Annotated in this window: 23 protein-coding genes; 11 read left to right on the plus strand and 12 right to left on the minus strand. The window is 71.8% G+C overall.

The window, feature by feature from the left end; translation table 11 throughout:
• Positions 1–122: 122 nt before the first annotated feature.
• Together ACIQPT_RS23155 and ACIQPT_RS23160 are read right to left on the minus strand one after the other, a co-directional pair.
• Positions 123–839, minus strand: a complete 717-nt coding sequence (locus ACIQPT_RS23155; protein WP_401157990.1) for a L,D-transpeptidase family protein — start codon at positions 837–839, stop codon at positions 123–125.
• A gap of 119 nt (positions 840–958) precedes the next feature.
• Positions 959–2269, minus strand: coding sequence for an MFS transporter (locus ACIQPT_RS23160; protein WP_401157992.1), 1311 nt, complete (start codon positions 2267–2269; stop codon positions 959–961).
• 62 nt (positions 2270–2331) lie between these two features.
• Between ACIQPT_RS23160 and ACIQPT_RS23165 the strand changes: the two genes are divergently transcribed.
• Positions 2332–3285 carry a LysR family transcriptional regulator gene (locus ACIQPT_RS23165; protein ID WP_401157993.1) on the plus strand — a complete coding sequence of 318 codons (954 nt, stop codon included), beginning with the start codon at positions 2332–2334 and terminating at the stop codon, positions 3283–3285.
• Between the two features lie 32 nt (positions 3286–3317).
• Positions 3318–4067, plus strand: a complete 750-nt coding sequence (locus ACIQPT_RS23170) for a hypothetical protein (protein ID WP_401157995.1) — start codon at positions 3318–3320, stop codon at positions 4065–4067.
• Between the two features lie 22 nt (positions 4068–4089).
• Here the strand turns inward: ACIQPT_RS23170 and ACIQPT_RS23175 are convergent, their stop codons facing one another.
• A complete protein-coding gene (locus ACIQPT_RS23175) occupies positions 4090–4851 on the minus strand; it encodes an alpha/beta hydrolase (protein ID WP_401158220.1) in 762 nt (253 codons plus the stop codon).
• A gap of 115 nt (positions 4852–4966) precedes the next feature.
• On the opposite strand from ACIQPT_RS23175, the gene ACIQPT_RS23180 reads away from it, so the two are divergent.
• Positions 4967–6121, plus strand: coding sequence for an adenosine deaminase (locus ACIQPT_RS23180; protein ID WP_401157997.1), 1155 nt, complete (start codon positions 4967–4969; stop codon positions 6119–6121).
• 134 nt (positions 6122–6255) lie between these two features.
• Positions 6256–6558 (plus strand): hypothetical protein, encoded by a 303-nt coding sequence (locus ACIQPT_RS23185; protein WP_030084645.1) that lies wholly within the window; start codon positions 6256–6258, stop codon positions 6556–6558.
• A gap of 122 nt (positions 6559–6680) precedes the next feature.
• Here ACIQPT_RS23185 and ACIQPT_RS23190 read toward each other — a convergent pair whose 3' ends face one another.
• From ACIQPT_RS23190 to afsQ1, 5 genes are all read right to left on the minus strand, one after another.
• The gene (locus ACIQPT_RS23190; RefSeq protein ID WP_401157999.1) at positions 6681–6890 is read right to left on the minus strand and encodes a PspC domain-containing protein; all 210 of its coding nucleotides are present in this window, start codon (positions 6888–6890) and stop codon (positions 6681–6683) included.
• A gap of 94 nt (positions 6891–6984) precedes the next feature.
• Positions 6985–7557, minus strand: a complete 573-nt coding sequence (locus ACIQPT_RS23195) for a VanZ family protein (RefSeq protein WP_401158001.1) — start codon at positions 7555–7557, stop codon at positions 6985–6987.
• Between the two features lie 107 nt (positions 7558–7664).
• Positions 7665–8303: a hypothetical protein gene (locus ACIQPT_RS23200; protein WP_401158003.1), complete on the minus strand. Its 639-nt coding sequence runs from the start codon at positions 8301–8303 to the stop codon at positions 7665–7667.
• Positions 8300–9829, minus strand: coding sequence for an ATP-binding protein (locus ACIQPT_RS23205; protein WP_401158004.1), 1530 nt, complete (start codon positions 9827–9829; stop codon positions 8300–8302). The genes ACIQPT_RS23200 and ACIQPT_RS23205 overlap by 4 nt, the downstream gene beginning before the upstream one ends.
• A complete protein-coding gene (gene afsQ1, locus ACIQPT_RS23210; protein WP_078533099.1) occupies positions 9826–10503 on the minus strand; it encodes a two-component system response regulator AfsQ1 in 678 nt (225 codons plus the stop codon). Before afsQ1 ends, ACIQPT_RS23205 begins: the two co-directional genes overlap by 4 nt.
• Before the next feature lie 182 nt (positions 10504–10685).
• Between afsQ1 and ACIQPT_RS23215 the strand changes: the two genes are divergently transcribed.
• On the plus strand, positions 10686–11498 hold the full coding sequence (locus ACIQPT_RS23215) for a SigE family RNA polymerase sigma factor (protein WP_401158006.1): 813 nt from the start codon (positions 10686–10688) through the stop codon (positions 11496–11498).
• Positions 11499–11751: 253 nt separating this feature from the next.
• Here ACIQPT_RS23215 and ACIQPT_RS23220 read toward each other — a convergent pair whose 3' ends face one another.
• On the minus strand, positions 11752–12459 hold the full coding sequence (locus ACIQPT_RS23220) for a uridine kinase (protein ID WP_401158008.1): 708 nt from the start codon (positions 12457–12459) through the stop codon (positions 11752–11754).
• Between the two features lie 62 nt (positions 12460–12521).
• Here ACIQPT_RS23220 and ACIQPT_RS23225 point away from each other — a divergent pair, with 62 nt between their 5' ends.
• Entirely contained in the window at positions 12522–12941 is a 420-nt protein-coding gene (locus tag ACIQPT_RS23225) for a hypothetical protein (protein WP_401158010.1), read from the plus strand.
• A 69-nt stretch (positions 12942–13010) separates the two neighbouring features.
• Here ACIQPT_RS23225 and ACIQPT_RS23230 read toward each other — a convergent pair whose 3' ends face one another.
• Genes ACIQPT_RS23230 through deoC form a run of 3 tightly spaced genes read right to left on the minus strand, consistent with a single transcriptional unit; the run spans position 13011 to position 16310 of the window.
• Positions 13011–13928 carry an aldehyde dehydrogenase family protein gene (locus ACIQPT_RS23230; protein ID WP_401158012.1) on the minus strand — a complete coding sequence of 306 codons (918 nt, stop codon included), beginning with the start codon at positions 13926–13928 and terminating at the stop codon, positions 13011–13013.
• Complete coding sequence (locus ACIQPT_RS23235; protein ID WP_356569626.1) at positions 13921–15357, minus strand: aldehyde dehydrogenase family protein; 1437 nt, start codon at positions 15355–15357, stop codon at positions 13921–13923. Before ACIQPT_RS23235 ends, ACIQPT_RS23230 begins: the two co-directional genes overlap by 8 nt.
• 5 nt (positions 15358–15362) lie before the next feature.
• A complete protein-coding gene (deoC, locus tag ACIQPT_RS23240; RefSeq protein WP_401158222.1) occupies positions 15363–16310 on the minus strand; it encodes a deoxyribose-phosphate aldolase in 948 nt (315 codons plus the stop codon).
• Positions 16311–16444: 134 nt separating this feature from the next.
• On the opposite strand from deoC, the gene ACIQPT_RS23245 reads away from it, so the two are divergent.
• From ACIQPT_RS23245 to pstS, 5 genes are all read left to right on the plus strand, one after another.
• Positions 16445–17083 (plus strand): PH domain-containing protein, encoded by a 639-nt coding sequence (locus tag ACIQPT_RS23245; RefSeq protein WP_401158014.1) that lies wholly within the window; start codon positions 16445–16447, stop codon positions 17081–17083.
• A 190-nt stretch (positions 17084–17273) separates the two neighbouring features.
• Positions 17274–17663, plus strand: a complete 390-nt coding sequence (locus tag ACIQPT_RS23250) for a hypothetical protein (protein ID WP_401158016.1) — start codon at positions 17274–17276, stop codon at positions 17661–17663.
• Positions 17664–17724: 61 nt separating this feature from the next.
• Positions 17725–18783, plus strand: coding sequence for a phosphate ABC transporter permease subunit PstC (gene pstC, locus ACIQPT_RS23255; protein WP_401158017.1), 1059 nt, complete (start codon positions 17725–17727; stop codon positions 18781–18783).
• Positions 18784–18804: 21 nt separating this feature from the next.
• Positions 18805–20184, plus strand: a complete 1380-nt coding sequence (pstA, locus tag ACIQPT_RS23260; RefSeq protein WP_401158019.1) for a phosphate ABC transporter permease PstA — start codon at positions 18805–18807, stop codon at positions 20182–20184.
• Positions 20181–21941, plus strand: a complete 1761-nt coding sequence (gene pstS, locus ACIQPT_RS23265) for a phosphate ABC transporter substrate-binding protein PstS (RefSeq protein ID WP_401158021.1) — start codon at positions 20181–20183, stop codon at positions 21939–21941. The genes pstA and pstS overlap by 4 nt, the downstream gene beginning before the upstream one ends.
• Positions 21942–21950 lie beyond the last annotated feature (9 nt).

Below are 21950 nucleotides of genomic sequence, written 5' to 3' on the forward strand. Positions count from 1 at the left end.
CCGGTACGTCGGAAGCTACCGCAGGCCACTGACAGTCGGGGCGGAAAGAGGACAAGGGGCACCGGACGCCGTGGCTCCGGCCACGATCCGTCCGGCACCCCTCGGGATGCTCAGCGCCTCGCTCAGGTCCCGGGCTTGCGCCCGTACACGTACACGTCGTCGCCGTTCTTCAGCAGCTTCCAGTATGCCTTCGCGTCGGCGGGGCGCATGTTGACGCAGCCGCCGGAGCCCGGCGGGTTGTACATGGACTTGGTCACCGAGTGGAACGCCTGGCCGCCGTCGAAGAACTGGGAGTGCGGCATCCAGACCTTGTAGATGGTCGACCAGTGCTTGATGTTGCGCCAGTAGATCTTCTTGGCCCCGGTCCGGGTCTCCACGCCGTCCCGGCCGGTCCGCACCGGCACCGGCCCGTATTTCAGCTTCTTGCCGTCCTGGATCCAGCTCAGCTGCCGCGTCAGGTCGACACAGGCGATGCGCCCCTTGTTGGTGGGGCACTTCTTCGCCTTGTTGGGGTTCTTCCCGGCTGCCTTCTGGGCGAGCATCGTGTTCATCGTGCGCCAGGTCAGCGGACCGGCGTAGCCGATGGTCGGGGTGATCCCGTGCTTCTTCTGGAACTTCTGGGTCGCCTTGCAGTCGGCCGTCGACTGCTTGCCGTCCACGGGCCGCTTCAGGAACTTCTCGACCTGCTTCTGGTGCGGTCCCACCGACTTCGTGCAGGACGCCGCGTGGGCGGCGGTGCCGGTGCCCAGGACCAGGGCCGGGGCGGCCACCAGTCCGGCGACGGACAGTGCCACCCCACGCCGCAACCGACTTCCGGGTCTTTTCGCCGTGACTCGCATGCGCGCCAACTCCCCTTCGCCCACAGTGCGTTGTTGGTTACGCCTGGTAGACGAGCGAAGGGGAGCGGTGGTTGCGCGCCGGTATGTCTCGGTTGCGCTTCAGCGGCCGGCGGAGCGGGTCAGCGGGTGGCCGGGACGAGCGCCCGCCGCTTCGCACGCGCCACCCGGGTCCCGTACAGGGTGATCGAGACGACGCCGAGGACCGCGAGCAGGCCCAGGGCCACCGTCGCCGCCCAGCCCCCGGCGTGGAAGGCGACCGCGCCGAGCGTGCCGCCCGCGCTGGAGCCCAGGTAGTACGCCGACTGGTAGAGCGCCGAGGCCTGCGCCCGGCCCGTCGTCGCGGTGCGGCTCACCGAGGACGAGGCGACCGCGTGCCCGGCGAAGAAGCCGGCCGTGATCAGCACCAGGCCCAGCAGCACGGCGGCCAGCTGGTCGGCCAGCGAGAGCAGTAGTCCGGCGGTCGTGGTGGAGACCGCGAGGTAGAGCGCGCCCCGGCGGCCGAGGCGGGCCACCAGACGTCCGGCGGCGGCGGAGGAGACCGTACCGACCAGGTAGACCAGGAAGATCGACCCGATGACGCCCTGCGGCAGGCTGAACGGCTCCTCGACCAGCCGGTAGCCGATCACCGTGTAGACCGCGCCGAACACCGTCATGAACAGCGCGCCGATCGCGTACAGCCGCACCAGCAGCGGATCGGCCAGATGACCGGCGACGGTCTTCGCGAGCGCCTTCGGGTTCAGCGAACCGGGGTGGAAGTTCTTCGCCTTCGGGATGAGGAAATGGAACACGACGGCGCACGCCAGCGCGAGCAGCCCGACCGCCGCGAGCGCGGCGCGCCAGCCCCAGGCCTGGGCGACCCAGCCGGTGAGGATGCGGCCGCTCATACCGCCGATGCTGTTGCCCGCGACGAACAGCCCGATCGCGGCGATCAGCGCCTTGGGCCGCACCTCCTCCGCCAGATACGCCATCGCGGAGGCCGGAAGCCCGGCGAGCGCCGCGCCCTGGACGGCGCGCAGCGCGATCAGCGCGCCCATCGACGGGGCGAGGGGCACCAGCAGCCCGACCAGTACCGCGATCGCCAGCGACGCCGTCATCATCTGCCGCCGCCCGAACCGCTCCGAGAGCGCGCTCAGCGGCAGCACGAACAGGGCCAGCGCCCCGGTCGCCGCCGAGACCGTCCAGCTCGCCTGCCCGGCGGTCGCGTCGAACGAGGCGGAGACGGCGGGCAGCAGCGCCTGGGTGGAGTACAGGAGGGCGAAGGCCGCGACACCGGCGGCGAAGAGGGCGAAGCTCATCCGGCGGTAGCCGGGGCGGCCGGGCTCCAGGCGCTCATGGGTGGCGGCGGCCGGCGCGGCGGTGGTGGTGACGGGGGACGACGGGGCAGAGGCATCCACGACGATGGTGGATGCCCCGGTACTGGCGGGAGGCATACGTCGAAAGTAGAGCGAGACGTTTCATGCGTCCAATGCATGAAACTGCCATAATCGATCCCATGGTGCATGAACGCAGCTCAGGGCCTCGGCTGTCACCGAGTAGTTACGAAGAAGACATCCGGGCCGTGCTCGCTCCCCGCCTCGCGTACTTCGAGGCGGTCGCCCGCCACGAGCATGTGACCCGCGCCGCACACGAGCTCGGCGTTCCGCAGTCCACGCTCTCGCGCGCCATGGTCCGGCTCGAAACGGACCTGGGCGTCGCCCTGTTCGCCCGCAAGGGCCGCACCGTCTCGCTCACCCCGGCGGGCCGCACCTTCCTCGGCTCGGCGGAACGGGCCCTGGCCGAGGTGGAGAAGGCCGCCGACTCGGTCCGGGCGGACGCCGACCCGACATCGGGCCGGGTCTCCTTCGGCTTTCTGCACACCATGGGCTCGGAGACCGTGCCCGCCCTGATCCGCGCCTTCCGGGTCGACCACCCCAAGGTCCGCTTCCAGCTCGTGCAGAACTACGGCGAGGCGATGATCGAACGGCTGCGCGCGGGCGGCCTCGACCTCTGCCTCACCTCACCCGTGCCCGACGCCCCCGACCTGGTCGCCCGCCGCCTCGACGAACAGCGGCTGCGGCTGGTGGTCCCCGACGACCACCGCCTGGCCTCCCGCCGCCGGATCCGGCTCGCGGAGGCCGCCGACGAAACGTTCGTGACGCTGGAGCCGGGTTACGGGCTGCGCCGGATCACCGACGACCTCTGCGCGGAGGCGGGCTTCACACCCCGGGTCGCCTTCGAGGGCGAGGAGGCGGAGACCCTGCGCGGACTGGTCGCCGCCGGGCTCGGGGTGGCCCTGCTGCCGCCGCCCGCGGTCGCCCGCCCCGGAGTCGTCGAACTGACGGTCACCGCACCGCGCGCGGCCCGCGAGATCGGCGTCGCCTGGCTGGACGGGCACCCCGACACCCCGCCGGTCGCCGCCTTCAAGCGGTTCCTGCTCTCGCGCCGGGGGAACCTGTTGCCGGACTGAACTGAGGGGAACGGGCGAGCGAGAATGGGCCGGTGAATCAGTCTCCCGATCCTTGGCCTCAGCAGCAGCCGACCGGGCTCCCGAGCCTGAAGGGCGTCGTCTTCGCGTCCGTCGTCGGCTCGGTGCTGGTGCTCGCCGCCGCCGTCCTGTTCGCGCTGCTGCCCGGGGCGCTCTCCGAGGCCGCCGACTTCCGGGCCGCGCGACCGTGCTCGGAGGTCTCCGCGCCCGAGAGCGGCGACTGCCTCTCCGAGTGGCCCGCCACCGTCGTCTCCACCGGGACCGGCCGGTCGAACAAGGCCGTCACCAACTGGGTCACGCTCGACGGCGAGGCCGAGGAACCGCCGTTCAGGGTACGGATGCGGGGCCACGGACCCGTCTGGGAGAAGCTGGCGCCCGGGGACCGGGTCACCGTGCTGTCCTGGCGCGACGTGGTGTGGGCGGTGGAAGCGGGGGAGCTGCGCCAGGACACGACCGACGAGCCGGGCCGCCACGCGACCGTCCGACTGGCCGTGGGGCTCGCCCTGTTGATCGTCGGCAGCGTCTTCCTGCGGGGCGCGGGGTGGCTGCACCGCCGCCGTGCCACCCGTGCCACGGACACCCCCACGGCACAGGTCGTCGTGGTGATGGCGGCGACCCTGCTGGCGGCCGGTATCGCCGCCACCGCCGCCACCGCCACGGACACCCTCTGGCTCGTCCTGCTGGTCGCCGCCGCCGGCTGCGCGGCCGCGTGGACGGCCACGGCGCTGCTGCTCCGGGGCCTGGCGCGGCGGCGGACGGCCTGACCCGGCCCGATCCGGCGTCCCCTCAGTGCCGCAGCGACTTCCCGAACCCGGCCGCCAGCGGCATCCGCAGCCCCAGCGGCGGCGGCGCGGCGAGCGCGTCCGCGACCGGGCGGGCGTAGGACCGGGCGAAGAGCGAGCCCCGGACGAAGTCGGCGGCCAGCGCCACCACTTCGGGGCGGTGCTGGCGCAACGCGTGCCCGTCGGAGTGGACTTCGAAGCGGCAGGTGTCCCGGTTGGACTTCTTCGCCCGCTCGGCCAGCCGGTAGGACAACTCCGGGTCGGTGTGCTCGTCGTTGGTGCCGTGCACGATCAGCACCCGCCGCCCCATCAACTGCTTCACCGGCTCCGGTCCGTCCGTCGCCCGCTCCGGCAGCCACGGGGCCATCGCCAGCACCGAGGTGACCGCACCGTGCCCGGCGGCCCGCAGCGCCGCCCGTCCGCCCATCCCGTGCCCGACCAGACAGACCGGCACATCGCCGTACCGCCGCTGGACCTCGTCGGCCGCCCACGCGGCGTCCTCGGCGGGATGCGCGTCGTCCGCGTTCCAGCCGCGGCAGCGGTAGCGCAGCACGTGCACCGCGAGCCCGTCGCCCACCCCGGCACGGGCCAGCGAACGGGCGAACGGCAGCTGTGCCGCGTACGACAGGGCGGAGGGGCGACGGTGCGAATCGGCCCGGCCGTCCGGGAGCAGCAGAACCACGCCGCTGACCTCGTCCGTTGCTCCGGCCGTCCGAACGGCCCGTCCCAGCCTGGCTTCAGGCAGGGGGAGTGCGCGCTGTCCCATGACAGATCCCATGACAGAACAGTGTCAGAAGGTGAGGTGTACTCCACCCGACTTCGCGGTCACTGTTACGCATCGACACCAGGCGCTCTACGCGCGTAGGCGCTAGAGTGCCAAGATGACGAGCCAGACCCCGAATGTCCCTGATTCCGACCAGATCCGGCGCGCCCCCAAGGTGCTGCTCCACGACCACCTCGACGGCGGCCTCCGGCCGGGCACCATCGTCGAGCTGGCCCGCGCGCAGGGTTACGACTCCCTCCCCGAGACCGAGGCCGACAAGCTCGGCATCTGGTTCCGCGAGGCCGCGGACTCCGGTTCGCTGGAGCGCTACCTCGAGACGTTCGCCCACACCTGCGCCGTCATGCAGACCCGTGACGCGCTGTTCCGGGTGGCCGCCGAGTGCGCCGAGGACCTCGCCGAGGACGGCGTCGTCTACGCCGAGATCCGCTACGCACCCGAGCAGCACCTGGAAGGCGGCCTGACCCTCGAAGAGGTCGTCGAGGCCGTCAACGAGGGCTTCCGCGAGGGCGAGCGCATCGCCCGCGCCAACGGCCACCGCATCCGCGTCGGCGCCCTCCTCACCGCGATGCGGCACGCCGCCCGCGCGCTGGAGATCGCCGAGCTCGCCAACAGCTACCGCGACCAGGGCGTCGTCGGCTTCGACATCGCGGGCGCCGAGGCCGGGTTTCCGCCCACCCGCCACCTCGACGCGTTCGAGTACCTCAAGCGGGAGAACAACCACTTCACGATCCACGCGGGCGAGGCCTTCGGCCTGCCGTCGATCTGGCAGGCCCTCCAGTGGTGCGGCGCCGACCGGCTCGGCCACGGGGTGCGGATCATCGACGACATCGAGGTCGCCGATGACGGCTCGGTCTCCCTCGGCCGCCTCGCCTCCTACGTACGCGACAAGCGCATCCCGCTGGAGATGTGCCCGACCTCCAACCTGCAGACCGGCGCGGCCACCTCGTACGCCGAGCACCCCATCGGGCTGCTGCGCAAGCTGCACTTCCGGATCACCGTGAACACGGACAACCGGCTGATGAGCGGGACGAGCATGAGCGGGGAATTCGAGCGGCTGACCGAGGCCTTCGGATACACGCTCGACGACATGCAGTGGTTCACCGTCAATGCGATGAAATCAGCATTCATTCCTTTCGACGAACGTCTCGCGATGATCAATGACGTCGTCAAGCCCGGATACGCCGAGCTGAAGTCGGAGTGGCTTTTCCGCCAGACCGCTGTGACCAGTGGTTCTGTGGTCTCCGGAGGCTGAGGGACACGACAGGGGAAAGGGCCGGGAGGCGAAATCCCGGCCCTTTTCCGCGTGTCGGGATGTTTGCGGAGCGAGCTGCGGGATGGCTAGCTTGCAGAGCCGCTCACATCCCCTTCCCCAAGGATGAATTCTCCATGAAGAAGTCTGCTGCCAAGACTCTCGGTGTCGCCGCCCTCGGTGCCGCTTTCGCCGCTGCCGCCGCCGGCAGCGCCTCCGCCGCCCCGTCGCTGCCACTGGACACCGCGGCCGGGGCGCTCCCCGTCTCGACGATGGCGCTGGACACCGTCGCCAAGGCGGCCCAGAACGCGCCGGTCCAGGACACCGTCGGCAAGGTCCTCGGCGGCGACGCCACCGACGCGGCCGCCCCGGTCACCGGTCTGCTCGGCGGACTGCCCACCCAGGGCCTCTCCGCCAACGGGATCCCGCTCGGCGGCTGATCACCCCCAGCGCCGGGCCTCCGGCGCCACCCGCACATGCCAGTGGGGCGCACACCCGATTCCAGGGTGTGCGCCCCACTGCGCGTTCTCGTACGCGTTCCCGCTCCCCGTGTCGCGGCGCGTCACCAGGCCGTCGCGGAGGAGGCGGACTTCTCCGAGGGCAGCAGCGCCCACAGCGCCAGATAGATCAGGAACTGCGGACCGGGCAGCAGACAGGACACGACGAAGATGACGCGCATCGTGCTTGCGGAGGTACCGAAGCGCCGGGCGAGGCCCGCGCACACTCCACCGATCATGCGGCCTTCGCGGGGGCGGACAAGTGCGGCAGCCATGGCGGGCTCCTTCGCGAACCGTAGCGGCGGGAGCAGCTTTCCGTGCTCCCCGATGTATCCATGGTGCCGCGCCGAAGGGGGACAAAGCATCGCTCTACGGTGCGAGACCGACCCCGGTAATCGTCGGGGTCGCTCCCCCAGGGGCCTCGTCCCTGAGTCGGGTCTCCTGGCGGAAGTACGGCAGGTCCCGTACCCCCGGCAGTCCCGCGCGGCGCAGCCGCGCCCGGCAGACCGGGACGACCAGCAGATGGGCCAGCAGCACCCCGGTGGTGTTCAGCAGCATCGAGTCGATGTCGACGACCTGACCGGGCACGCCGGTCTGGCCCAGCTCGATGGCCAGCGAGATCAGCGCCCCGGCGGCGACCGTACGCAGCAGCGAGATCCAGGGCGAGACGAAGATCCGGCCCCCGGCCATCGGCAGCAGCACTCCGAGCGGGGCCAGCAGCAGCAGCGCACCGCCGATCCGGCGGGCCGCCTCGGCCGGTCCCAGCGCGAGATCCGCCCTGATCCCGGCGAGCGGCTCGAAATTCGCCGCCGTGATCCAGGGAACGTCCAACGGGCGCAGCGTCAGCCACCCGACGAAGAGAAGGTGCGCGAGAAGGAGAGTGACGCCCGCCGCGCGGAAGTGGATGACGGTCTGGCCGTCCGAACTGTGACGCACGTCCACCAAGACGCCACGACCAGCAGGATCGGTTCCGTGCTGACGCCCTCCGCCGCACGGACGGCCCTGCCGGGCGCCCCCGCGAACCGCGCGAGGGCCGTCCTGGGCCCGCGTCAGTGCAGCCGGACCGCGTCCGGCGTGGCCGCGTCCCCCGGCCGGGACTTCGTCTGCGAGGTGCACAGATAGCCGCGCGGCGGGTAGTCCCCGGGCCCGCCCAGGAACACCGAGCCGTCCCGGACCAGCGTCTGGCTCTCCGCGTACGTGCACACCAGCTGGGCCAGCGCCTCCGCCGAGAGGTCCTCCGGCTGGCTGCTCAGCCGCAGTGTGCCCGCCGGGTCGCCGTCCCGGGCCGGATCCACCCGCAGCCCCGCCGGAACCGCGGTGGTGAACCCGGCCCGCCGCTCGCTCGCGGGCGGCGCCTGCTGGACCTCCTTCAGCAGCGCGCGGGCGACCACCACCGGGTCGGTGCCGACCGCGTCCGCCGTCACCGGACGGTCCACGGTGACCAGCTGCGAGGCGCACACCAGATACACCTCGGCGCTCAGACTGTCCGGCGACCGGGTGGTGACGTCCGAGGAGGACAGCCGGCACGGCACCCGGGAGGGCGCGGCGCCCGCGTCCACCGGCACCGTGGTCGTACGGATCCCGCACCCCGAGGCCAGCGCCGCGCCCGCCAGCAGGACGGCCAGGGTGACGGCCGTGCGCCGCCGCAGCGGGCTCCGCCTCCGGAACGTCACATCGCCGCGCTTCACGTCGCCCCGTCCTCGTCCGGCGCCTGCGCACCTTGATCGTCGCGCCGTGCGAGCTTCTCGGCGTCGCGCGGCAGCCGCAGTTCGAAGACGGCACCGCCGTCCGGGGAGTTCGACGCCGTGATGTCGCCGCCGTGGATGTGCGCGTTCTCCATGGCGATCGAGAGGCCGAGCCCGCTGCCCTCCGACCGCGGCCGGGAGGCGCTCGCCTTGTAGAACCGGTCGAAGACGTGCGGCAGGACGTCCTCGGGGATGCCCGGACCGTGGTCCCGTACCTCGATGACCAGCTCCTCGCCCTCGGTCCGCACCCGGACGCCCACCGGCGAACCCCCGTGCTTGAGGGCGTTGCCGATGAGATTGGCCAGGATCACGTCCAGCCGGCGCGGATCGAGCCGGACCATCATGCCGCGCTCCGCGTCCAGGTCCACCGCGTCCAGCCAGGCCCGCGCGTCGATGCACGCCGTCACCTGGTCGGCGACGTCGACGGTGTCCAGCACCAGACGGGCCGTGCCCGCGTCGAAGCGGGTCACCTCCATCAGGTTCTCCACCAGGTCGTTCAGCCGCCGGGTCTCGCTGACCACCAGATGCACGGCGGGCGCGATCATCGGGTCGAGGGTGTCCGCCTCGTCCTCCAGCACCTCGGCCACCGCGGTGATCGCGGTCAGCGGGGTGCGCAGCTCGTGCGACATGTCGGCGACGAACCGGCGGCTCGCCTCCTCCCGCGCGCTCATGTCCGCGACCTTCTTCTCCAGCGAGCTCGCCGTTCTGTTGAACGTACGGGAGAGATCGGCGAGTTCGTCCGTGCCGGAGACGGTGAGCCGGGTGTCGAGCTTGCCCTCGCCGAGCTTGCGGGCCGCGTCGCCGAGCCGCTGCACCGGGCGCAGCACCGTCGTCGCGGCGGCCTGCGCGAGCAGCGCCGAGCCGACCAGCGCGAGGGCGGTGGCGATCCCCAGCGACCAGGCCAGCGAGTTGAGGTCCTGCCGCTCCTGGTCGAGGGACTTGAGCATGTACCCGGTCGGGCCGCCGCCGATGATCCGCGTACCGGCGACCAGATACGGGGTGCCCGCGATGCTCGTCCGCTGCCAGAACAGGTGGTACTCGTGCTCGTTGCTCGATGTCAGCGGCTGCTTGCGGGCCACCTGCTTCTGCAGCGAGTCCGGCACATCGGCCCGGGTGAAGGTGTCCAGGTCGGAGTAGCCCACGATCGGCTTGCCGCGCTCCCGCTCGGCCTCCAGCAGCACGCTGTAGCCCGGGCTGCTGGACGCCATCTCCCCGGCGGCCCGCTGGAGGTCGTCCTTGGTGGGACGCGTCGGCAGACCGGCCGCGGTGTCTTGCATCTGCCGACGGAAGTCGTCGAGCGCGGTGTCCTGGGTACGGGTCAGCACGGCCTCGCGGTTCAGCCAGTACGCGATCCCCGAAGCGGACACCGCGGCCACCAGCGCCACCAGCGCGAACACCACGACGAGGCGCATCCGCAGACTGGTCCAGCGCAGACCGGCACGCAGGGTCCGCTTGGCGGTTTCGGTCACTGAGGCGAGTCCAGCCGGTAACCCACGCCCCGCACCGTACGGATCAGGGTCGGCGAGGACGGCACGTCCTCCACCTTCGCGCGCAGCCGCTGCACACAGGCGTCCACCAGACGGGAGTCGCCCAGGTAGTCGTGCTCCCACACCAGACGCAGCAACTGCTGCCGGGACAGGGCCTGGCCGGGCCGGCGGCTCAGCTCCAGCAGGAGCCGCAGCTCGGTCGGCGTGAGCTGCAGATCCTCACCGCCCTTGGTGACGGTCATGGCGGAGCGGTCGATCACCACGTTGCCGAAGGTCGCCGAGTCGGTCGACTCGCGCTCCCCACGGCGCAGCACCGCCCGGATCCGGGCGTCCAGCACCCGGCCCTGGACAGGTTTCACCACATAGTCGTCCGCGCCGGACTCCAGTCCCACCACGACGTCGATATCGTCGCTGCGCGCGGTCAGCAGAATGATCGGCAGCTGGTCGGTGCGGCGGATCCGCCGGCACACCTCGAAACCGTCGATCCCGGGCAGCATCACATCCAGCACGACCAGGTCGGGCCGCTGCTCGCGCAGCAGCTCGAGGCCGTCCTCTCCCGTCGCCGCGGTGGCCACACGGTGGCCCTGGCGAGACAGCGAGAGTTCGAGGGCCGTGCGGATGGCGTCGTCGTCCTCGATCAGCAACAGGAAAGGCACGAACGTCATTCTGGCCCATGGTGGCGCTTCAGTTCGACCTGCGGTCCGGTCCGATTGTCCGGGCACGGCCACAACTACCCCTGTGACAGGCCTGTGACAGTCGGGGGACAGCGCCATGAAACTGCCCCGGCAAGCTCTTGGTCAGCAGGGAACGAACGGACTCCACCGATAGGGGGCGCGAGATGAACGCACTGCACAGCACCAGCTCAAGCGCAGTTGTCACGCGTCTCCACGACGTCGGCCGGAGCACGGAGAAGTCCGGTGTGACAGGGGGTACCTCCCTGCTCGAGCGCAGCCGAGAGCTTGGGGGAGTGCGGGGGTGTGTTCGGAGCGCCGGGCGTCAGCACCAGGCGGCTGCGGAGCAGGTGCGCATGCCGTACATGGCGGTGGTTGACGCGCCCAAGGGGGGCAACGGGGGAAGTGCGTACGGGGAGGCCACGGGGGATCGCACCACCCGGACGGAGAACGCGGACGCCGAAGCGGCGTTCACGGCCTACGTCCAGGAGCGACGGGCCTCCCTGTACGCGACCGCCTATCACCTGACCGGCGACCGGTTCGAGGCCGAGGATCTGCTGCAGAGCGCCCTCTTCTCGACCTACCGGGCGTGGGACCGCATCAGCGACAAGGCGGCGGTCGGCGGCTATCTGCGCCGCACCATGACCAACCTGCACATCAGCGCCTGGCGCCGGCGCAAGCTGAACGAATACCCGACCGAGGAGCTGCCGGAGACGGTGGGCGACACGGACGCGATGCGCGGCACGGAGCTGCGGGCGGTGCTGTGGCAGGCACTCGCCCGGCTGCCCGAACTCCAGCGCACGATGCTGGTCCTGCGGTACTACGAGGGCCGCACCGACCCGGAGATCGCGTCGATCCTCGACATCAGTGTCGGCACGGTGAAGTCCAGCATCTGGCGCTCCCTGCGCCGGCTGCGCGAGGACGAGGTCCTCAGCTTCGGACGTGACGAGCAGGAGTCCTTCGGCGAGCTGGTGGCCTGAGGCTGGGCCCTTCGCTTCGGGGGAGGCGAGGGCCACGGGGGAAATACGGGGGAGCAACGGGGGAGCAGTAAAAACGGGGACCGAGGGGACCCGGGGGAAACACGGGGGAAACACGGGGGAAACACAGCGGGGTCGTACGGGCCGGGGGGTCCTGTACGGCCCCGCTGGTCATTGAGGGCCGCACTTCCAGCTCCTCCGCCGCACTTCCAGCCCCTCCGGCGTTTGAGGAGCGGGGTCCGGGGCGGAGCCCCGGTTACGACGTCCGCGCCGCAGGAGCCCCCCGCCGACACCGCCCCGCCGCCGCCGCGGCGAACCGCCCCAACGCCTCCTCCTTGCCGCAGGGATACGCCCCCAGCGCCGTCTGCCGGGCCACGATGCGCCGCTCGGCCCGCATCAGCCGCCAGCCGCGCCGCAGCAGGAACGGAACCGACTTGCGGCCCTCCCGCAGATCCCGCACCAGCCGCCGCCGGAACGTCGTGGACGGGCGGCCGCGCAGGCACAGCGCGTCCGCCAGCAGCCCCAGTTCCTGGCAGCGCTGCACGATGTCCGCCGCGAAGATGCCCTCCGCCACGAACAGCGGTGACCGCTCGATGTGGAAGGTCTCGTGGTCCGTACGGGAGCTGGTGGCGATGTCGTACACCGGAACGTCCGTACGGCCGCAGCGGCACAGCTCGGCGATGGCGGCCACCGCCGCGTCCGCGTCCCAGGACCCGGCGGAGTCCCAGTCGATGTCCGTGGAGCCGGGGACCCGGGGCAGCGTCGGGTCACCCGTCTCCTTGTAGAAGTCGTCCAGGCGCAGCACCGGAAGGCCGGTGCGGGCGGCCAGGACGGACTTGCCGGAGCCGGAGGGGCCCGCGAGCAGCACGACGCGGGTCGGGATCGGTTGGGAACTCACAGGACAGAAGTGTGAGGCATTGAGCCGCGCAGGGGACCACTCGGGCCTCCTGTTGGTATCCAGCATCACACCTCAACTACTCTGCGCGTACGGACGATTACCCGACCAGGCTCGATCAGGTGGAAAACATGGCACTTCATGCACGTAAGCCCGAACGTCGCGCCCTGCTGCGCGCCGGTCTGACCTTCACCGCGCTGGGGGCCGCCCTGGGGGCCGGTGCGGGCGCCGCGCAGGCCGTCCAGCTGCCCGCCGCCGCCGAGGTCCCGGAGCAGGGCGTCTCCGCCCTCCAGGCCGTCGGCGAGACGGCCGGTCCCGCGGTGACGAGCGCGCTCGGGACCTCGCTGGCCAGCAGCGTCGCCCCGATCACCGACCTTCAGCTGGACCCGCTGGCCAACACCGGGGTGGACCCGCTGGACAACGCCGTGGGCACGCAGATCGCCGACTTCAAGCCGCTGACCACGGCGATCGTCACCGACCCGATCACCAGCGGCGGCGCGCTGAGCGATCTGCCCGTGGTGGGGACGGCCACCAAGCTCATCACCGGCTGACGCGCCGGAGAACGGCGAACGGGGCCGCCCCGGGGTGGGAGGGCGGCCCCGTCCGGGCACCTGGCGGGCTCAGTAGGAGGAGCCCGCGGCTCCCAGCGCCCCGGTGGGGTGCCACACCGTCTTGGTCTCCAGGAAGGCCGTCAGGCGGTGCGTGCCGGGGGAGGCCGACCAGTCGGCGGAGTCCGACGCGCCGTCCGCGTCCACAGGCTGTGGACGGAGCACCCGCTTGAGGTTGTCGGCCGCCGCGATCTCCAGCTCCTTGGCCAGTGCGGTGTCCGCACCGGTGAGGTCGATCGCGTTGACGTCCTGGTGGGCGGCGAGCGGGGCGGCGAGCTCCGCCGTGCCGCCGGACAGGATGTTGACCACGCCGCCGGGGACGTCCGAGGTGGCCAGCACCTCGCCCAGCGACAGCGCGGGCAGCGGGGCGTCCGCCGAGGCGATGACGACCGCCGTGTTGCCGGTCGCGATCACCGGGGCGATCACCGAGACCAGCCCGAGGAACGAGGACTTCTGCGGCGCGAGGACCGTGACGACACCGGTCGGCTCCGGCGTGGAGAGGTTGAAGAACGGGCCCGCGACCGGGTTCGCCCCGCCGGAGATCTGCCCGATCTTGTCGGTCCAGCCCGCGTACCAGACCCAGCGGTCGATCGCCGCGTCCACCACGGCCGCCGCCTTGGACTTCGACAGCCCCTCGGACGCGGCGACCTCACGGACGAACTGGTCCTTGCGGCCCTCCAGCATCTCCGCGACGCGGTAGAGGACCTGGCCCCGGTTGTACGCGGTCGCGCCCGACCAGCCGCCGAACGCCTTGCGCGCGGCCACGACCGCGTCACGCGCGTCCTTGCGGGAGGACTGCGGCGCGTTGGCGAGCCACTGGCCCTTGGAGTCCGTCACCTCGTACACCCGGCCGCTCTCGGAGCGGGGGAACTTGCCCCCGACGTACAGCTTGTAGGTCTTGAAGACGCCAAGACGGTTCTGGTCAGACATCGAGGTACGCCTCCAGGCCGTGGCGGCCGCCCTCGCGGCCGTAGCCCGACTCCTTGTAGCCGCCGAACGGCGACGTCGGGTCGAACTTGTTGAACGTGTTGGCCCAGACGACGCCCGCGCGGAGCTTGTTCGCCACCGCGAGGATGCGGGAGCCCTTCTCCGTCCAGATGCCGGCCGAGAGGCCGTACTGACTGTTGTTCGCCTTGGCGACCGCCTCGTCCGGGGTGCGGAACGAGAGCACGGAGAGCACCGGGCCGAAGATCTCGTCCCGGGCCACCGTGTGCGCCTGGGTGACGTTCGTGAAGAGCGTCGGCGCGAACCAGTAACCCGACGACGGCAGTTCGCAGGGGGCGCTCCAGCGCTCCGCGCCCTCCGCCTCGCCGGTCTCCACCAGAGAGGTGATCCGGGCCAGCTGCTCGGCGGAGTTGATCGCGCCGATGTCGGTGTTCTTGTCCAGCGGGTCGCCCAGACGCAGCGTGGACAGCCGGCGCTTCAGCGCGTCCAGCACCTCGTCCTGGACCGACTCCTGGACCAGCAGCCGGGAGCCCGCGCAGCAGACCTGGCCCTGGTTGAAGAAGATGCCGGTGACGATGCCCTCGACGGCCTGGTCGATCGGGGCGTCGTCGAACACGATGTTCGCGCCCTTGCCGCCCAGCTCCAGGGTGACCTTCTTGTCCGTCCCGGCGACGGAGCGCGCGATGGCCTTGCCGACGGCGGTCGAACCGGTGAAGGCGACCTTGTTGACGTCGGGGTGCGTGACGAGCGCCTCGCCCGCGTCCCCGTAACCGGTCAGGATGTTGACGACACCCTTCGGCAGACCCGCCTGGCGGCAGATGTCCGCGAAGAACAGGGCGCTCAGCGGGGTCGTCTCGGCGGGCTTCAGCACCACCGTGTTGCCCGTGGCGAGCGCCGGGGCGATCTTCCACGCGAGCATCAGCAGCGGGAAGTTCCACGGGATGACCTGCCCGGCCACGCCCAGCGGACGGGGGTTCGCCCCGTAGCCCGCGTGGTCGAGCTTGTCGGCCCAGCCCGCGTAGTAGAAGAAGTGCGCGGCGACCAGCGGGAGGTCCGCGTCGCGGGTCTCCTTGATCGGCTTGCCGTTGTCGAGGGTTTCGAGAACGGCGAGCTCGCGGCTGCGCTCCTGGATGATCCGCGCGATCCGGAAGAGATACTTCGCGCGCTCGGAGCCGGGCAGCGCCGACCACTTCTCGAACGCCTTCCGTGCCGCCTTCACGGCCCGGTCCACGTCCGCCGCGCCCGCCTGGGCGACCTCGGAGAGGACTTCCTCGCTGCTCGGCGAGACGGTCTTGAAGACCTTGCCGTCGGCGGCCTCGGTGAACTCGCCGTCGATGAACAGCCCGTAGGACGGGGCGATGTCGACGACGGAACGGGACTCCGGCGCCGGTGCGTACTCGAATGCGGATGCCATGGCTATCAGTCCACCGTCACGTAATCGGGGCCGGAGTAACGGCCGGTGCTGAGCTTCTGGCGCTGCATCAGCAGGTCGTTGAGCAGGCTGGACGCACCGAACCTGAACCAGTGCGGGTCCAGCCAGTCCTCGCCCGCCGTCTCGTTCACCAGGACCAGGAACTTCACCGCGTCCTTGGTGGTGCGGATGCCGCCGGCCGGCTTCACGCCGATCTGTACGCCGGTCTGCGCCCGGAAGTCGCGGACGGCCTCCAGCATCAGGAGCGTGTTGGCCGGGGTGGCGTTGGTGGCCACCTTGCCGGTCGAGGTCTTGATGAAGTCCGCGCCCGCCAGCATCCCGATCCAGGAGGCCCGGCGGATGTTGTCGTACGTGGACAGCTCGCCGGTCTCGAAGATCACCTTGAGGCGGGCGGTCCCGCACTCCGCCTTCACGGCGAGGATCTCCTCGTACACCTTCAGGAACCGGCCGGAGAGGAACGCCCCCCGGTCGATCACCATGTCGATCTCGTCGGCCCCGGCCGCCACGGCGTCGCGGACGTCCGCGAGCTTGACGTCCAGCGCGGCACGGCCGGCCGGGAAGGCGGTCGCCACGGACGCCACCTTCACGCCGGAGCCGGCCACCGCGGCGGCCGCCGTGGCCGCCATGTCGGGATAGACGCAGACCGCGGCGGTGCGCGGAGTCGTGCGGTCGGTCGGGTCGGGGTTGACGGCCTTGGCGGCGAGAGCCCGGACCTTGCCCGGGGTGTCCGCGCCTTCCAGCGTCGTCAGGTCGATCATCGAGATGGCGAGATCGATGGCGTACGCCTTGGCCGTCGTCTTGATCGAACGGGTTCCGAGGGAGGCGGCGCGCGCTTCGAGGCCGACGGCGTCGACGCCGGGCAGCCCGAACAGGAAGCGGCGCAGCGCACTGTCGGACGCCGTCGCGTCGGAAAATGCGGGAGCAGTGGTGGGCATGGTCACCAGAGGAGCATATCTACGCGCGTAGCGACCTGTACAGGGGGCCGGGCCGTCCGTGCGATCCGCCGCGGGGGCGCGAACGCGGGCGGGCGCTCCGCCGGGGCGGACGCCCGTCAGGCAGAATCGGCCCCATGACGAGCCCCACACCTCCCGCAGAGCCGCCCCCCGCGACACGGACCCACCGTTCCGTCGCCGCACTGGTCTGCGGGACGCTGCTGCTCCTGCTGGTCGCCTGGATGGCCGGGGACGCCATGATCCGGGGCGAGGGGCGGACGCCGTGGTTCGCGGCGGCCGCGCTGCTCCTCGTGGTGCCGCTGGTCGTGGCCTTCACCCTGCGGCCCGCCGTCTTCACGAGCGACGAGCGCATCCGGATCCGCAACCCGTTCCGGACGATCCAGCTCCCCTGGACCGAGGTCGCCGACGTACGGGCCTCGTACTCCTCCGAGCTGCTCGCCCGGGACGGCACGAAGTACCAGCTGTGGGCGATCCCCGTCTCGCTGCGCGCCCGCAAGCGCGCGGCGCGCACGGCCGCCCGCGCGGCGCACGACGACCCCTACGGCCGTACGTCGGTCAGCGCCGACGTCCGCGACTCCGCCGCGCGCACCGCCTCCGCCGACCAGACCGTCCGCGATCTGCGGGACCTGGCCGAGCGTGCCGGCGACACGACCGCCGAGGGCGCGGACCGGGGCTCCGTGCGCTGGGCCTACGAGGTGATCGCCCCGGCCGTCGCCGGCGCCGTCCTGCTCGTGGTGGTGGGGGCGACCGGCTGAGGCGCTCCAGGGGCGGGCCCGGGGCCGTTCGGGTGGCGCCGGGCCCTCGCGGTGTATGCCGGGCACCCTAAGGACTACATCCCGATGAAAACCGACCGCTCGGCCGGTTTGCGGTCCCTGTTGTCACGCCCGTCTCAATAAATTGCGCCTGCCGCCCGACTTCCGATGGGGCGGCGGGGGGTGGGGCACGATGAACGGCACTGATGGCGACGAGAGAGCCGGGAGCGCGGGGGCGGCCCGGGTGCGCTGCCGGATCGACATCGACGCGGACGGCCGGTACGCCTGGCGCATGATCGCGCAGAACGGCCGCGTGGTCGCCGTCTCGGCGCAGGCGTTCCCCGCGTACGGCGACTGCCGCCGCGCCTTCGACGAACTGCGCGGGAACCACCACGGCCAGGCGGGCGGCGTGCAGCACACGCCGTCCGGCAGCGGCTGGATATGGCTGCTGCGGGAGGCGGACGGCCGGGCCACGGCCGTCTCCGCCCGCGCCTACGAACGTCACTCGACCTGCCGCGCCGCCTACCAACGCTTCCGCGGGCTGCTCGCCGGTATCGGGGACGTCACCGGAAGTTGCCTTTAGGGCGCACCTCATTCACATCGCGGGTCGCACCGGTTCATCACCCCCCACGACCGTCGTCCGCGTGACCACACGAACACAGGAGCGACCACCGCCGTCCGGTGCGGAGTCCGGAGCGGCATACGGCGCGGAGTCCGGTGCCGCGGCCGACGCCCCGCGCCGGCTGCACACCGACCCGGGACTGCCCGACCGGATCTTCCGGGGGGTGGCCCGGAGCGGCGGTGCGTTCGTCCTGACGGTGATGCTGCTGGTCGGCGGGTTCCTGCTGTACCGGGCCTGGCAGGCGCTCGACCGGGCCGGCTGGTCGTTCCTGACCACCGAGGCCTGGGAGCCGGACGCCGGGCGCTTCGGCATCGCGGCCGTCCTCACCGGGACCGTCCTCATCGCGGTCACCGCGATCGTCCTCGCGGTGCCGCTCGCCATCGGCGGCGCCCTCTACATCTCCGAGTACGCGTCCCCGAAGCTCCGGCGCACGCTGATCAGCGTGGTCGACCTGATGGCGGCGGTGCCGTCCGTGGTCTACGGGCTCTGGGGGCTGTTCTTCCTGGAGGGCGCGGTCCTGCCGACCGCCCGCTGGATCGCCACCTACCTCGGCTGGATCCCCCTGTTCGCCGTCGACGGGGCCGATCCGCGCGACCCGCTCGCCCCGGAGACCGTCTACACCTCCTCGACGCTCATCGCGGGGGTCGTGGTCGCCCTGATGGTCGCCCCCATCATCTGCTCGGTGATGCGGGAGGTGTTCTCCCAGGCCCCCGCCGGGGAACGGGAGGGCGCCTACGCCCTCGGCGCCACCCGCTGGGGCATGATCCGCAGCGTCGTCCTGCCGTTCGGCAAGGGCGGCATGATCGGCGGCACCATGCTCGGGCTGGGGCGGGCGCTCGGCGAGACCATCGCCGTCTACCTGATCATCTCGCCCGTCTTCGAGATCCAGTGGCACGTGCTCCAGAACGGGGCGTCCTCCGTCGCCGCGCTGATCGCCCTGCGCTACGGCGAGGCCAGCCCGTTCGGCATGTCCGCGCTGATGGCCGCCGGCCTCGCGCTCTTCCTCATGACGCTCGTCGTCAACTTCGCCGCCTCGTCGATCGTCGCCCGCAGCCGCTCCGGCGCGTCCAGCGACGCCTAGACGCCAAGGGATCTTGCTGCCATGACCCTCGCCCCCGAGACACCCCGTCCCACACCCGGTGGACCTGCGGCCCCTGTACCCGCACCCGCCCCCGGGCCCCTGCCGCGCACCGTGCTGCCCGCCCGAACCGTCCGCCCGGGCGGTGCCGTCGGGGAGGTCCGCCGGTCCGTCGCCCTCACCCGGCCCTCGGACACCTTCGCCCTGGCCGGAGCGGCGGCCGCCGCGCTCGGGCTCACCTGGCTGCTCTTCGCCCGGATCCTGCCCTTCGACGGCGCGGTCGGGTTCGTCCTGGTCGCCTACGTCCTCTTCCTCGGCCTCTACGCCCTGCTGGTCTCCTTCGACGAGGACGGCCCGGTGATCCGCGACCGGCTGGCCGGGGTCGTCGTCCGCAGCCTGGGCCTGGTCATGATCGTGGCCCTGGCCTTCGTGATCGCCTTCACCCTCTGGGAGGGCCGCAAGGCGCTGCCGCACGGCAACTTCTTCACCCAGGACATGAAGCTGGCCGGTCCGCTGGACGGCCTCGGCGTCGGCGGCATCCTGCACGCCGTGATCGGCACGCTCCAGCAGATCACGCTGGCCCTCGTCGTCACCGTGCCGACCGGGATCGTCTGCGCGGTCTTCCTCAACGAGGTGCCCGGCCGGTTCGCCCGCTTCGTGCGCACCATCGTCGAGGCGATGACGGCGCTGCCCTCGATCGTGGCGGGCCTGTTCGTCTACGCCACCGTCATCCTCGCCCTCGGCGCGGGCAAGTCCGGCCTCGCCGCTTCCCTGGCGCTGGCCGTCATGATGCTGCCGATCATCATCCGGGCCTCCGACGTCGTCCTCCGCCTGGTCCCCGGCACCCTGCGCGAGGCCTCGTACGCGCTCGGCACCTCCCGCTGGCGCACCGTCCGCCACGTGGTGCTGCCCACCGCCCGGTCCGGGCTGACCACCTCGGTGATCCTCGGCACGGCGCGCGGGGTCGGCGAGACCTCGCCGGTGCTGCTCACCGCGGGCTTCACCGCCGAACTGAACGCCAACCCGCTCGAAGGGCCGCAGGTCTCCCTCCCGCTGGCCACCTTCGAGTTCGTCAAATCCCCCGAACCGGACATGATCGCGCGCGGGTTCGGCACCGCGGCGACCCTGATGGCCCTCGTGCTGCTGCTCTTCGTGATCGCCCGGATCATCGGCGGCCGCGACCCGGGGCGGCTGACGAAGGGCCAGACCCACCGCAGGGTCCTCGCCTCGCGCCGCGACGCGGAACGCTTCGCCGCCCGAGCCCCTTCCCGTACGGCTCCGCCCGACGCCACCGCCCGTACGGCCGGACCCGAGACCTCTTCCCGTACGGCTCCGGCCGACACCCCCTCCTCCCGTACGGCTCCGCCCGACGACGACGCCACGAACCCCAGGAGTACCCCGTGAGACCCGCGACCGTGTCCCGTACGGCCATGGCCCTGGCGGCGCTGCTCTGCGCGCTCCTGGCCCTCGGCCCACCGCCCGCCGAGGCGGCCTCGTACAGCAAGATCACCGGAGCGGGGTCCACCTGGAGCTCCAACGCGCTGGACCAGTGGCGGCGCAACGTCGCCTCCAACCTCGGCATGACCGTCAACTTCGCCGCCACCGGCTCCTCCGACGGGCGCCAGCAGTTCCGCAACGGCACGGTCGACTTCGCCGTCTCGGAGATCCCGTACGGACTGGTCGAGGGCGGCGTCACCGAACCGGCCCCCCGGCGCGGCTACGCCTACATGCCGATCGTCGCCGGTGGCACGGCCTTCATGTACAACCTCACCATCGGCGGCCGCAAGGTCACCAACCTCCGGCTCTCCGGCGAGGTCCTGGCCAAGATCTTCACCTCGAAGATCACCCGCTGGGACGCGCCCGAGATCAAGGCCGACAACCCCGGACTCACCCTGCCCGGCCGGCAGATCATCCCCGTCGTCCGCTCGGACGGCTCCGGCACCACGGCCCAGTTCACCACCTGGCTGGCCAAGGAGCACGGCCCCACCTGGGACGACTTCTGCCGCCGCGCGGGACGCTCCACACCGTGCCGGATGACCTCGTACTTCCCGACCGCGCAGGGCACCTCCCAGATCGCCAAGTCCGGTTCGCTGGGCGTCTCCGGCTACGTGCGGCAGAACCACGCCGAGGGGGCCATCACCTACGTCGAGTACTCGTACGCCATCAAGACCGGCTTCCCGGTGGCCAAGGTGCTCAACCGGTCCGGCTACTACGTCGAACCCACCGCCGCGGGCGTCGCCGTGGGCCTGATGGCGGCGAAGATCAACACGAACAAGGACTCCACCGACTATCTGACGCAGATCCTCGACGGGGTCTACCGCTCGGGCGACCGCCGCGCCTATCCGCTCTCCAGCTACAGCTACATGGTCGTGCCGACCTCGCTCGACGGGGAGAAGAACCCGATGACCGAGGCCAAGGGCCGGACGCTCGGGGCCTTCGCCAACTACTTCCTCTGCGACGGCCAGCAACAGGCCGACGAACTCGGCTACTCGCCGCTCCCGAAGAACCTGGTGCTCGCCGGCTTCGACCAGGTCCGCCGCATCCCCGGCGCCCCGGCCGGACAGGTCAACATCAACTCCTGCCGCAACCCCACCTTCTCCTCGGACGGCAGCAACACCCTCGCCAAGAAGGCCCCTTACCCGAAGGACTGCGACAAGCGCGGTCCCACCCAGTGCTCGACCGGCACCGCCGGAGCGAAGAGCGAGACCCCGGTGAAGCCGTCGGCGCAGGGGCCCGGCGGGGGCGGCGGCTCCGGTACGGGCGGGGGTACGGGTGGCACGAGCGGCCCGAACGGCGGCACCGGCGGAGGCGGTGGCGGCAGCGCCGGCCCGTCCGGTACGCCGGGCGCCACCGGATCCACCGGCGGCGGGAGCGACGCCGACGGGGACGGCACCCCGGACGAGCAGGAGGCCGGAGCGGCGGCCTCCGGCGGCGGGGCCGTCGACCCCGACACCGGCGAGGTCATCGCGGCCGGGACCACCGGCGGCGACAGCTCGGTCGTCGCCAACCCGGTCGGTCTCGCCGCCGACGACGCGGTCGGCCTGCGCGGCGCGCTGATGGCCCTCTCCGCCCTGCTCCTGGCGGGCGTGGTCGTCGGCCCGCCGCTCACCGCCCGTGCGCTGGCGGCCCGTTCCCGCCGGAAGGGGGACGACCTGTCATGAGACCGGAGG

The organism is Streptomyces sp. NPDC091289 (genome assembly GCF_044757365.1).
Classification (GTDB): Bacteria; Actinomycetota; Actinomycetes; order Streptomycetales; family Streptomycetaceae; genus Streptomyces.